This window comes from Robertmurraya siralis, assembly GCF_005502275.1.
GTDB classification, from domain to species: Bacteria; Bacillota; Bacilli; order Bacillales; family Cytobacillaceae; genus Robertmurraya; species Robertmurraya siralis.
In genome coordinates, this window is record NZ_SWLZ01000003.1 from 307,375 (window position 1) to 320,237 (window position 12,863).

The following is a 12,863-nucleotide window of genomic DNA, read 5'->3' on the forward strand; positions in this document are numbered from 1 at the left end:
TTTTTTGGTGCATCTGGAAGCTTTATTTGGTGAAACCTTAATTTTTATTTCATTACAGCTATCTACTTATTCGATGATATTTTCAAGACCATAGACAAATGTGTCTAATTTCATTACAGTATCAACCGCAAGTTTGACTCCAGACATAAAGGAAGCACGATTATAGGAATCGTGGCGAATCGAGAGTGTCTGTCCATCAGAACCAAACATCACCTGCTGATGCGCTATTAAACCGGGTAAGCGCACCGAATGAATATGCATCCCTTCAAAATTAGCCCCTCTAGCACCTTGCATCGTCTCTTTTTCATTAGGATGCCCCTGACTTTTTTGTTCTCTGACAGCAGAAATCATTTCGGCTGTTTTCACTGCTGTCCCTGAAGGAGCATCAAGCTTTTGATCATGATGTAACTCAATAATTTCAACATCTTTAAAATACTTTGCCGCCATTTGAGAAAACTTCATCATTAGAACCGCTCCGAGGGCGAAATTGGGCGCAATAATACAGCCTAGCTCCTTCTCTTCACAAGTAGCTTGGAGCTCCGCTAAATCCTCTTTTGAAAACCCCGTTGTTCCTACCACTGGTCTAACACCGTGCCATAAGGCTGTTTTTGTATGGTGCATCCCTATCTCTGGTGTCGTTAAATCGATCAACACATCTGCTTCAATTTCAGAAAGACATTTTTCTACATCCCCATATACAGGTACTTCTAAAGCATGAAAACCTTCTATTTCTCGCAGCAGCTTACCATCATATTTATAGTCTATCGCAGCAACAAGTTGATAATTTTCAGTTGCTTCAACTAATTTTACTGCTTCTCTCCCCATTCTACCTCTTGGGCCGGCTATTATTACTTTTATTTTCTTCATGTGCATCACTCCCCTGTATTTTCAAACCTTGTCCAACGGTCTTTATCTCTCGTATTAAACTTGTGCATTACTCGATCATGTGCTTCTTCTAAACTGATATTAAGAGAATTGGCAAAACAAGTGATCACAAAGAGTAAATCACCCAACTCCTCCTCAATCGTTTTTTCATCTTCAGATAATTTTTTTGGTTTTTCACCGTAATAATGATTAACTTCACGAGCCAGCTCTCCTAATTCTTCCGTCATTCTTGCCAGCATCGCTAGAGGGCTGAAATAACCTTCCTTAAATTGAGAAATATATGTATCAACTTCCGCTTGCATCTCCTTAATCGTTTTATCTCGGCTCATGCTATTACCACTCCTACTTATGTCAGTCATTAAACATTCATCATTAAAGTTAATATTAAATAATAACAATAGCTTTTACAAATATTTTTTTCTTTCTCCAGTTGTTGCCATTCTTTATGGCTTCCCTTATAATTAAAGCGTTTTGGAGGAGTAGTATGTGAAAGAGAGGAATGTTGAAATGCCCTTTGGACTTAAACTGAAAAATATCTTCTTTATATTAATTGGCTCTGCCATTTTTTCATTTGGCATCGTCCACTTTAATATGGAAAATAATTTAGCAGAGGGAGGCTTCACCGGAATTACCCTATTGCTTTATTTTCTTTATAAATTTGATCCATCCTACACAAATTTAATTTTAAATATCCCTGTATTTTTGATTGGTTGGAAACTGCTAGGTAGAAAAGTCTTTATTTATACAATCATTGGAACTGTTAGTGTATCAATCTTCCTTTGGTTGTTCCAACGCTATCCATTTATCGCTATTCCATTAAATGATGATTTAGCGCTTGCGGCTCTATTTGCCGGTGTTTTTATCGGTATTGGACTAGGAATCATATTCCGCTATGGCGGAACTACTGGCGGTGTCGATATTATTGCAAGGCTTGCACAAAAATACATCGGTTGGAGCATGGGCAAAACGATGTTTATGTTTGATGCTGTCGTTATTATCTTATCTCTTATTTTCTATTTATCGCACCGAGAAGCGATGTACACATTAGTAGCTGTCTTTGTTGGAGCAAAAGTGATCGACTTTATGCAGGAGGGGGCTTATTCTGCTAGAGGCGCAATGATCATTTCAGAAAAAAATGAAGAGATCTCGGCAAAAATTATGAAAGAAATGGATCGGGGAGTTACCGTCCTCAAAGGTCACGGTTCATTCACCAAACAGGAGCGTGAAGTGTTGTACTGTGTGGTCGGACGGAATGAAATTGTCAGATTAAAAAATTTAATTACAGCTGTCGATCCCCATGCTTTTGTATCTGTCAGTATTGTTCATGATGTACTTGGCGAAGGTTTCACCCTTGATGAAAATAAAAAACCGATTGAAAGATAATTTAAACAAGGGTAGAAAACTGGCGCAATTGGAGCATAAAGCCACCCGTGGAAAGAACCATTCTTCGTTCCAATCAATTTACACACTCTACCTATTAAAAAAAAACAAAAAAGAGTGTAGACAAACTCGAAAACTTTCGAGTTTGTCTACACTTTGGTTTTTTCCTATCTATTCGCTTCTTTGCATTCCTGTATAGATTAAAACGAGTCGTAATAGCTCTAATACGGCCACAGCGGCTGCTGCAACATAAGTTAAAGCGGCTGCATCAAGAACCTTACGGGTTTCTTTTTCTTCATCATTTCTGATAATCCCTAATGAAACAACTTGATCCATAGCCCGATTTGAAGCATTAAACTCCACTGGTAATGTAACGAGCTGGAACACTACTGCTGCGGCCATGAAAATGATACCAAGCAGTACTAAATTGGACAAACTTGCTAGCATTCCGATGATGATAAGAATCCAAGAAAAGTTTGAACCTAAGTTTGCTACAGGAACTAAAGAATGGCGAATACGCAATGGCGCATAGTCGACTTGATCTTGAATTGCGTGTCCTACCTCATGGGCAGCAATTGCAGCAGCTGCAACGGAATGCCCATGATAATTTTCAGAGGAGAGGCGAACCGTTTTTGAACGTGGATCATAATGATCCGTTAAATGCCCTCTTGTTTCTTCCACAGTCACATCGTACAGACCGTTTGTATCCAAGATTCTTCTTGCAACTTCAGCCCCGCGCATATGCGATGAGGAGGGAACCTGTGAATACTTCTTATAAGCGCCTTTGACTTTCAACTGGGCCCAGATCGGGATTAAAATGATCAAGGCAAAATAAATTAAAAAGCTAAATCCCATATTATTTTTATTCCTCCATTACCTTTGTTTTTAGATTTCTTCGTTGTTTCACATTGGCTTTTTTACAAAAAAGTCATATTTTCCATTACCAGTAAGAGGATAAGGATAATATGCTTAATTATATTGTAAAGAGGTTTTTATAATGAGTCAATTATAAAGCCCCTTACATCTATCTATCTGTTACATTCTTTTCTTTGCTCTTTCCCGTTCCTTATTTCCTTTGTATTTTCTCCAGCCGACATAGGATAATGTAACAATAATAATACTGCCCGTTGTTATAATCACCCACCAAAGAGATGGATCTGCTTCATCTTCAGACATCTGATTAAACAAATCTCTTAAATCTGTTTCTAAAGCGACTAATTCCTGCAACCCGGTTTCTTCAGCTAATACTCTTGGTCGATACTCATCAATAAAGTGGATTCTTGCATCAATTTGTTGAACTCTTTGCACAGGAACATCTAGCTTCATACTTGGATAAATCACCTCATAAAGAGATAGAAAGGAATTCAAATGCGAATGGAAATTCTCTGCATCCCCTTGCATCGCCGCATCTTTCATTCCTCCGAAAACCGTCATCATCGGCCGTTCCATCTCCGTCCATAATGGCTGATTCGTGGAGGTAATCGCATCTATCGCAAGACGAAATTTCGTTACTCGATTAATGCGCTCATCATGATCCATACTGCCGTTGCCCATTGCTTCTATTGCTTCATTTTGGGCAAGGGTCACAATCCGTAGTTCATCTATTGAGAAACCGTGATTTTCCATTGTATAGGCAAGAAACTCATTAGAAAAATACTCAAGAAGTTTTTTTGCATCGTCATATCTTGAAGACTTCACCAATTGTAGAGCTTCATCAGAAATTTGATCAAGCTTTTCAATAGAGGAAATATGATGGTTTGCTTGTATCGTTACTGGTGCAACTATAAGGATTACAATAAAAAATATAGCAGCTTTCAGCTTCATACCTGTCCCTCCTCACATTACTATTAAATGGTATGTGAAGTTGGACAAGGTTAGACCAAAAATATTGGCTGATATAACTGCTATTTCATTTAATCCGGAGTGTAAAACGGTCTTTTCGCAACCCGAAATAATAGGCAACCGCAATTGAAGCAATGCTTAACCAAAAGGTAAAATAACCAATTTGCGCAATATAATCATTAAGCATATGATATCTAGGCATCATGAAAAACACATAATCAATCACATCGTTATGTAATGTCCAAATGGCAGCCACAATAAGATGCCATATTTTAAAACGGTAAAATGGAGCATATAGTAGACCTTGGATTGCCATTGCTCCATGTGAAAGAACAAGCATCATACCCACTCCGTCAATCTCCCCCGCCATGATAAAAACGATTACATTCATAACGACGGCCCAAATGCCATATTTAAAGAGCGTGACCAAGGCTAATGTTTCAAATAACGGCCAATTCTTACCCAATAAAAAAGCAAGCAGAACAAATAAGAAAAAAAGACTTGCTGTAGGACTATCTGGTACGAATGGTAGAAAAATCGGCGGAGTATCTGCCAACTGGCTTTTATACCAATAGTAGCCGTAAACTGTCCCGACAAAATTAATAACAAGGAGTAACGATAAAATGGAGCGATTTGCTAAAATGGAGTAGATCAACTTCAAGTATATTCACCTCATTTATTTCCACATCTTTCTTATAGTACCATATTTCCTCTAAAAACAAACTGGTTAATGCCCTGTAAGAACTAAAACAGGAATTAAAGGACGTGAACTAAAATTCGAATTGTTTCCCTTTTGCCATTAATCAAAGCTCCTGTTCGACATGCTTATCACCGTACAAATAAAAGACAGTAACTACGGTGTGGTCCTAATTTGTAAAAATCCAAATATGATTTCACCGGTACCTGATGTTTAGTAAGCTTTTCTGCTGAAAAAAATGATCCACAGCTACGAAATCGATCATTTCTAAACCACAACAAAAAGGCTGACGAACAAATCGTCAGCTTTTTAACAAGATAATTATTCACTTTCAAGAGTAGAGATGAATTCAGCTAGTATTTGTAACTCTTCATCAGTACCTTGGAATAAACCAGCTGGCATAGCTCCTTGACCATTTTTAGCAATTTCAGCTACTTCTTCTGGCGTTAATCCCGTATCAATAAGTGGCGGCGAACCTGCTCCACCTTGAAGGTCTCCTCCGTGGCAAGTAACACAGCCATTTGCTTCAAAAATTTTGTAACCGTCGGATTCCGTATCGATTTCTGCCTCCGCAACAATTTGGCCTTGAAGCTTCGCAGCTTCCCAATCGTGGTGTGCTACTGATTCCCAAGTTAAATAGGTGATTCCCGCAACAGCAAGAAGCATGAATCCAGTTGCTAATGGACGTTTAGATGGGCGTCGCTCCGGTCCTCTATCAAGGAATGGCGCCAATAATAACGCACCAAAGGCAAGCCCTGGAATAACGAGTACACCTATAATATTATACGGACCTGATGCAAATGAATATTTCAATAGTTGATATAAGAATAAGAAGTACCAGTCAGGTAATGGAATATATGCTGTATCACTAGGATCTGCTATTTTCTCAAGCGGTGGCTGATGCGCAGCAGTTAAACATAAAAATCCAACGAGAAAAACAGCACCGATTAGCCATTCTTTTAAAAGAAAGTTTGGCCAAAACGCCTCTGTTTTACCAGGATATTCCGAGTAATCCTTCGGAATATTCGGTTTTCGACCTGAAGCTGGGACACGTGAATCTCCCACAAACTTCATACCTTTTCCACGATGCATTGAACAATTCCCCTCCTTTAAGTCATTCAGAAATCATGAGAATAAATCGATTTTACAATGGACCTGAAATACCTTGTTTACGAATCATCAAGAAGTGGGCAGCCATCAATGCAAACAATGCAGCAGGTAAGAAGAATACATGGATTGCAAAGAATCGGGTAATTGTCTGTGCACCAATAATATCCGAATGTCCTGCGATCAGAATCTTCAAGTACTCACCTATAAATGGTACTGACTCGATAATCGTAATCGTAACCTTTGTTGCAAATAACGCTTTCATATCCCATGGTAATAAATAACCCGTTAAACCTAGGGCAAGCATGACGAAGAAGATAAGTACTCCAACAATCCAGTTAAGCTCACGCGGTTTCTTATAAGCTCCTTGGAAGAAAACACGCAACGTATGTAAAAACATCATGACGATAACTAAACTAGCACCCCAGTGATGCATTCCACGGACAATTTGTCCAAAAGCCACTTCGTTTTGCAGATAATAAATCGATTCCCAGGCATTTTTTATATCTGGAACATAGTACATCGTTAAAAACATACCAGATAAAATTTGAATAACAGTAACGAAGAACGTTAACCCACCGAAACAGTAAACAAATGCCGAAAAATGATGTGCAGGGTTTACATGTTCAGGCACTTCATGGTCTGCAATATCCCGCCACAAAGGCGTAATATCCAAACGTTCATCTACCCAATCATAAATCTTATTTAACAATCATTACGCCCCCTTTCGCGGTTCTGCTTTACCTAAAGCTAAATAACCGTCAACATCTTTATAAGGATATACATCCAACGGCGCTGCTGGCGGTGTACCAGGTACGTTTACACCATCTTTTGTATAAAGTCCATTGTGACATGGACAAAAGAAATGTTCAGGGTGTGTTGCATCCGTATTCCAGTCTACCGTACAACCTAAATGCTTACAGACTGGAGATAATGCGACAATTTCACCATTCTCATCTTTGTATACCCATGCAGTATTTGTTACTTCTGAAGTGTACCATGCATCTTTTTGTTCAAAAGAGAAATCTACACGAACTGGTTCATTCGTTATTTCATCAATCTTTTGTTTCGTGACAACATAATCGCCAGCTGCATTGTGTTTCAAAACAGGATCAACTGCAAATCGGACCATTGGCATTAACATTCCTGCAGCCATAAATCCACCAACACCAGTAAGTGTATAGTTTAGGAATTGACGTCTTGTTACGCGTTGTTTGCTCATACCTTTCCCCCCTCTATCATGAAATGGTAGTCCAACGGACATAATTTAGGCACAATATAAAACTAGGACATAACAATGATATATCAATCTATACTTTAGGTCAATATAATAAATCGCTAAAGGATTGGAACTCAGTGATTAAAATCTCCATTAGTCATTATTTTGCCACTTTTTCACAAATAAATGAATCAATTGTCCAATTTGATCCTCTAAAATTGAATTTCGATATTTTTCATCCATATTCTCCAATGGAAGAGACGGTAGCCAAATCACCGTGCCTTCACATTTATCTTCTATCGTTCTCCAACCGCTATCAGATGTTATATAAATCATATGTTTAAACCCACTTTTTTTGAACTCTGTTTCCCAGTGTTTTATCACCTGCAGACGGCTGTCATCAGAGTCACTTTTTAAATATGTATAGCCAGGAAGCATCATGAGCCTTCCTTTAAATTGCCTCTCAAGAGGAATCGTTAAAAGCGAAATAAACTCTGTCATGGAGGCAGTTTGTTTTAGATCATCGCCAAACGAAATCGGCAGTAGCGGCAGGACAACCGTATCAACATATTCCTTCGCACCTAAATACATATCCATATCTTTTGAAACCCATTTCATTCCCATCACTCCAAGTTCATTAATTCTTACTTAATCATACCATTTCAACAATAACTGGACAAAGATGATTCTATACAAAAACAAGAGGTTGTCCAAACATCTTGCTTCTTTGGGATGCCTCTTGTTTTGTCCCGTCTGTGCTTCTTGTTGTTTTCCCTTCAGATGGAGCTTTTTCGCGGACAGGACCGAGCAACTTCCCACAGGAGGCAGAACCTGTTGCTTCAACAAAAATAATCATTCAACAAACTTTTTTGAAAGCTTCGAGCTTTTCGGCCGAAGGATTAGCGAGGTTAAATGATTGCGCTCTATTTAGATTTAACTAAGAAGAAAAAGCTGATATCAAAAAGGCCTTTTTAACAACCTTTTGACACAGCTTCCACTTTGATATTCTTTTCGCAGCAGCAGTTCTACCTTAAACGGTTAAGTTTTTTGGTTAACTCTTCAAAAGCAGCTTTATCTTGATTGTCTAAAGCCTCATCAATTAAACGAAGCAATTTTTCTCGTTGGAAATTTTTCAGTGTAGATGACAGAAATTTTTCTGCGATAAGGCGATCCTTTTCACTAATTTGCAGACTTTTGGGCATGAAAGGATTCTCTTCTAAAACAGCAGCATATTGATGCGCTTTATTGGATGCATGAAAATTAAGTTGAATAAATATTTCTTCATCCCTATTTAAACGAATATCGTGAAAAGATTTCTCTGCATCTGTTGTCATGACATTCTCTTTGTAAAAACGAAAAGGTACCTCATCAACACAATGAGTGGACATGACTAAACCGCGGGGACAATATTGAGCCTGCTCAACAAAATGCACTTTTTCCATAAGTCCATCATGACTCATTAAATAATTTAAAATCCACACACATTCACGTCTTTTCAGTTGATAATGATTGAGGAACCAGCGAATAAAATCTTTTTTCTCGTTGACAGATACAGGGGTCTTCATTATTTTCCCTCCTCTGCGTACAACTATTTTTTATTAATTTCTAATGATGGTCACGTTAGCTGCAAACGGGTTTGCATACTTCTCAGACGGCTCAGCTTTCATCAGACAGCCTTTGTAAAACTTCTGTGAATTCTTCGTTTGTTGGATCATTTGTTAGTAATACATTAAATATTTCGGCAGCCTCTTCTCGTTTTCCTTCTTCAATTAGAAAGTATCCATAATCTGCGAGAAACTCTTGATCGTTCTTTAAAAAATTATATGCAAGTTGGTATTTGTTTAATGCCTGTGAATATTTTTCTAAATTTTGTAATGAAGCCGCCGCATCCCAAATTAAATGCGGTTCCTCGATTCCACTTGACTCAAAAATAGCAACGATCTCTAGCACATCTTCATATCTCTCTTGATGAAGGAATAACTTATTAATCGTTATACCAGCTTCAATAAATTCCGGATCGAGAACTAAAGCCTGTCTTAAGAGCTCTTCTGCACTTTTTTCTTTGTTAAGTTTAAGCGCCAGCTTTCCACCAATAAAATACAAATCCTTGTTATATTCGTCATAGCGGAGTCCTTCTTGAACCGTTTCAAAAGCTAATTCAAGTTCCTCTTCTCGCTCGTACGCTTTTGCTAAATAAAGATAGAGAGAGTGATACTCGTGATCAAGTTCTTTCAGCTCAGAAAATTTTTCAATCGCTGTTTTATTCATGCCCGCCTGAAGAGCCGTAAATGCATAATGAAAAAGGGTATTAATTTCTAAACCAGCTTCCAAGGCTTTTTTATAATGAGGAAGGGCTTCTTCAAAAGCACCGCCTGCACTATAAGCATCACCAAGTCTTTGATTAATATTGACCCCTGCTATTTCTTGCTCAATTGGTACAACTCTTTCATATGATTTGATGGCTTCAATAAATCTCCCTTGCTCTAAATAGAGCTCTCCTAATGCAAAATCAATAATAACCTCATCCGGTAATACAGATTTTGCCTTTAACAGCTTCTGTTCACTAACTTCATATAGTCCTTCCATTTGGTATAAATCAGCCTGCAATAGCAAGCTTTCCGGATAACTTGGATCCGTTTCTTTTATTTTATCTAAAGCTTGAATGGCTTCATCCTCTTTCCCTTGTTCAAGGTAAATCTCAGCCATCGTAACAAGAATTTCCCCCTCTTCAGGATATGCTTCATGAAGCCTTTCAAATAATGATTTTGCCTCCTCTAGAAATCCATAATGAAATAATTCTTCTCCAAGAAGGAGCCTTTCATCGTTTGTTCCACTTTTTAATATTGCTTTATATTTCTGTAAGGCCTCTTCATGCTGACCATTTTCCAATAAAGTAATAATTTTACTGACTTTTTCCATTTAGCAACCCTTTCACAATCCTATTTTTTTGTTACCTACCACTCATTCAAAAGTCATCCACAGCAAACGAAATTTATCATTTCCTCAATCATTAAAAGGACAAGAATATTACATATTTATAGCCGCTTTACTTCTACAAAAGCAAATGGCTTGCGTTTTATAACTTAACTACCTATCTTCATTATAATGGAATTTGCAAAATTCTACTCCTAATAAGACTTATTCATTAATTCACTTTAAAAAAGGCTGGAGTTTTGATAACAACATACTCGCCAAACCCCGGTCTAAATTGAACGTCCTTGCCTGCACGTATTACCATTCCTTTATGAACGGTTACAAGCAGGCGCTCATTTAGTTGCATAAACAACTCTTTTTCACAAATTTCGTTTTCCAAATCATCTTTCAAATATAAATTATAACTAACTTCACCACCATGATGTAAACCCGATTTTACAGGATAAATACCCAGTTTGCATAAATCCTCACGAGAAATCGGGACATTCTCTTTTAACTCGTGTCCGATAAATGGAATCTTCTCGATGTATAAAAGCTCCTGCCAATACACTTCTGCCTGAATTCTTTGCTTTTCAGTTTCTGCTACAAAAACAGGAATCAGTGGGCTATTATAAGGAAACATAGCCTCCCTCAACCATCCCCATGGTACTTCCTTAAGCTCCCACTCATCCTCTACTTCAACGAATATCGCTGGGATTTTAGCCCGTTTGCATTTTATTAAAAAGCTCGTTGTGAGTAAACGGAGTGGAATTTTCACCCCTATCGTATAATCAATAGGACTATTTAATAGAGCTGTTTTCATATTGTTATAAACAGGCCGTAATAAATATTCTTTATCTATTTCCACATAAGTTAAAAACATCGTACTTCCTCTTGTAATAAGTTTATCGATATAAAATTTTTTCATAACTTGAAATGACTGTCTCGATGGAAATTGAGGACAAAAGAGAACATGGGGCGGCGTCATTACAAAGGAACTTGCATTCACTCTCATGTAGGAGAACCTTTCGAAGGAGGGTCTGATCGAATCGATGCGATCCTCTTTAATCAGCAAGGAGTTTTGCTCAAGCCTATCGTTCTTTAGCAAATTAGCATTTTCGATAATATAGGTCATAAAACCACCCTTTTAATCAGTCTTATGACAAACTATGCTTGTACAAAAATATTTATTCCATGATTATAGTTTAGACAAATCTTTTAACACAATTGTTGAGCATACGATTTTTGGCTCATTTCATGTGAGACCATGGTTTCACAAGCCTTTTCAGTTGTGCTGAAAGGTGAAGAGAGAATGAGCCAAAAATAAATACCGACATATAACAAAGTCCAAACAAAAAAAGAAGAGGTTGTCCCAAAAGCTTAGTTTTGGCTCTTCTTATTTTGCTGTCTTTTAACCTTATTGATTTCCACTCCAAATAGTGCTTTTTCGTAGGCGAAGCCGATATGGGCTCGACTATCTCTTTTACCTCTGGAATCGCCGGCTTTTTAACACCTAGCAAGTGCTATTTTAACAGGCTTTCTAAATGGTTAAAGAAATTAGGATAAGAAACGGAAATTGCTTCGATATTCTCTAAGTTCGTTTGTTCCTTGCAAACCAGTGAAGCAACAGCCAGCATCATCCCAATTCGATGATCACCATGACTGCTTACGGTGCCGCCTAACAACTGCTGCTTTCCGTAAATAATCATGCCATCATTTGTTGATTCTATTTTCGCGCCTAATTTTTGTAATTCGCGAACCACTGTATCGATTCGATTCGTCTCTTTCACTTTTAATTCTTCAGCGTCTTTAATAATTGTGACTCCCTCTGCTTGCGTAGCCAATAAGGCAATAATTGGAATTTCATCAATTAGGCGTGGGATCATATCTCCTTCAATCGTTGTTCCTTTAAGGGTTGAAGTTTTTATGATTACATCACCGACAGGCTCAAATTGTTCTCGTTCATTCTTTACTTGCAAGTCAGCTCCCATTTCTCGCATCACATCTATAATGCCTGTTCTTGTTGGATTAAGCCCTACATTTTTCAACATAATTTCACTATTCGGAACAATGGCTCCCGCTACAAGAAAGAAAGCAGCTGATGAAATATCTCCTGGAACCTCAACATTCGTTCCCTGTAAAGGTTGCCCACCTTGCACTTTAATCGTAAGACCATCAACTTCGAGTTTACCGCCAAAATGCTGAATCATTCTTTCTGTATGATCGCGAGTTTTGGAAGTTTCAATAACAGTTGTCTCTCCATCTGCTTGTAAGCCTGCCAAAAGAATTGCAGACTTCACCTGAGCACTTGCCACCGGTAAGCGATACTCAATCCCTGTGAGACCTCCCCCTCTTACCGCAATCGGAGTGTACTCACCACCACTTCTCCCATCAATGTTAGCACCTAGACTTAAAAGCGGTTTAGTGACTCTTGTCATCGGTCTCTTCCCTATAGATTCGTCTCCAATGAGCGTAGAAAAAAACGGACGCCCAGCTAAAATTCCAAGCATAAGTCTGATCGTCGTTCCAGAATTTCCAACATCAAGCACTTCACTTGGTTCATTTAATCCAGTGAAACCCTTGCCAAAGACAACTGCTCTCTCTCCCTCCTGCTCAATTACAACGCCAAGCTTTCGAAAACAAGCAATCGTCCTTAAACAATCATCTCCTGTTAGAAAATTCGTTATTGTAGTCGTTCCGTTGGCAATAGCTCCAAACATAATTGAACGATGGGAAATAGATTTATCTCCTGGTATTTGCAAATGGCCTTGAAGCTTTGCTGCGTTTATCGCTAATGGTGTTGTTTTCATTTTTATCCCC

General features: G+C 38.1%; 15 protein-coding genes. 1 reads left to right on the forward strand and 14 read right to left on the reverse strand.

The window, feature by feature from the left end; translation table 11 throughout:
• Positions 1 to 66: 66 nt before the first annotated feature.
• Together dapB and FCJ93_RS06525 are read right to left on the reverse strand one after the other, a co-directional pair.
• Positions 67 to 867, reverse strand: coding sequence for a 4-hydroxy-tetrahydrodipicolinate reductase (dapB, locus tag FCJ93_RS06520; RefSeq protein WP_095306527.1), 801 nt, complete (start codon positions 865 to 867; stop codon positions 67 to 69).
• 5 nt (positions 868 to 872) lie between these two features.
• Positions 873 to 1,214 (reverse strand): nucleotide pyrophosphohydrolase, encoded by a 342-nt coding sequence (locus FCJ93_RS06525; RefSeq protein WP_095306528.1) that lies wholly within the window; start codon positions 1,212 to 1,214, stop codon positions 873 to 875.
• Between the two features lie 178 nt (positions 1,215 to 1,392).
• On the opposite strand from FCJ93_RS06525, the gene FCJ93_RS06530 reads away from it, so the two are divergent.
• Positions 1,393 to 2,268, forward strand: a complete 876-nt coding sequence (locus FCJ93_RS06530) for a YitT family protein (protein WP_095306594.1) — start codon at positions 1,393 to 1,395, stop codon at positions 2,266 to 2,268.
• Between the two features lie 168 nt (positions 2,269 to 2,436).
• Here FCJ93_RS06530 and FCJ93_RS06535 read toward each other — a convergent pair whose 3' ends face one another.
• The 12 genes from FCJ93_RS06535 to aroA form a co-directional block, all read right to left on the reverse strand.
• On the reverse strand, positions 2,437 to 3,120 hold the full coding sequence (locus FCJ93_RS06535) for a zinc metallopeptidase (RefSeq protein ID WP_137743171.1): 684 nt from the start codon (positions 3,118 to 3,120) through the stop codon (positions 2,437 to 2,439).
• 180 nt (positions 3,121 to 3,300) lie between these two features.
• On the reverse strand, positions 3,301 to 4,089 hold the full coding sequence (ypjB, locus tag FCJ93_RS06540; RefSeq protein ID WP_137743172.1) for a sporulation protein YpjB: 789 nt from the start codon (positions 4,087 to 4,089) through the stop codon (positions 3,301 to 3,303).
• A gap of 85 nt (positions 4,090 to 4,174) precedes the next feature.
• Positions 4,175 to 4,768, reverse strand: a complete 594-nt coding sequence (gene lhaT / locus FCJ93_RS06545) for a lipoprotein heptaprenylglyceryl N-acetyltransferase LhaT (protein ID WP_095306531.1) — start codon at positions 4,766 to 4,768, stop codon at positions 4,175 to 4,177.
• Positions 4,769 to 5,125: 357 nt separating this feature from the next.
• Entirely contained in the window at positions 5,126 to 5,896 is a 771-nt protein-coding gene (locus FCJ93_RS06550) for a menaquinol-cytochrome c reductase cytochrome b/c subunit (RefSeq protein ID WP_137743173.1), read from the reverse strand.
• Between the two features lie 52 nt (positions 5,897 to 5,948).
• Positions 5,949 to 6,623: a menaquinol-cytochrome c reductase cytochrome b subunit gene (gene qcrB / locus FCJ93_RS06555; RefSeq protein WP_095306533.1), complete on the reverse strand. Its 675-nt coding sequence runs from the start codon at positions 6,621 to 6,623 to the stop codon at positions 5,949 to 5,951.
• A gap of 3 nt (positions 6,624 to 6,626) precedes the next feature.
• A complete protein-coding gene (locus FCJ93_RS06560) occupies positions 6,627 to 7,133 on the reverse strand; it encodes a QcrA and Rieske domain-containing protein (RefSeq protein WP_095306534.1) in 507 nt (168 codons plus the stop codon).
• 150 nt (positions 7,134 to 7,283) lie between these two features.
• The gene (locus FCJ93_RS06565) at positions 7,284 to 7,748 is read right to left on the reverse strand and encodes a YpiF family protein (RefSeq protein ID WP_095306535.1); all 465 of its coding nucleotides are present in this window, start codon (positions 7,746 to 7,748) and stop codon (positions 7,284 to 7,286) included.
• A 70-nt stretch (positions 7,749 to 7,818) separates the two neighbouring features.
• Positions 7,819 to 7,986, reverse strand: a complete 168-nt coding sequence (locus FCJ93_RS24800) for a hypothetical protein (protein WP_170211221.1) — start codon at positions 7,984 to 7,986, stop codon at positions 7,819 to 7,821.
• Positions 7,987 to 8,155: 169 nt separating this feature from the next.
• On the reverse strand, positions 8,156 to 8,695 hold the full coding sequence (locus FCJ93_RS06570) for a ReoY family proteolytic degradation factor (RefSeq protein ID WP_095306536.1): 540 nt from the start codon (positions 8,693 to 8,695) through the stop codon (positions 8,156 to 8,158).
• Between the two features lie 91 nt (positions 8,696 to 8,786).
• Positions 8,787 to 10,049 (reverse strand): tetratricopeptide repeat protein, encoded by a 1,263-nt coding sequence (locus tag FCJ93_RS06575; protein ID WP_095306537.1) that lies wholly within the window; start codon positions 10,047 to 10,049, stop codon positions 8,787 to 8,789.
• Positions 10,050 to 10,275: 226 nt separating this feature from the next.
• Entirely contained in the window at positions 10,276 to 11,178 is a 903-nt protein-coding gene (locus FCJ93_RS06580; protein ID WP_095306538.1) for a hypothetical protein, read from the reverse strand.
• 388 nt (positions 11,179 to 11,566) lie between these two features.
• Entirely contained in the window at positions 11,567 to 12,853 is a 1,287-nt protein-coding gene (gene aroA / locus FCJ93_RS06585; protein WP_137743174.1) for a 3-phosphoshikimate 1-carboxyvinyltransferase, read from the reverse strand.
• Positions 12,854 to 12,863: the final 10 nt, after the last annotated feature.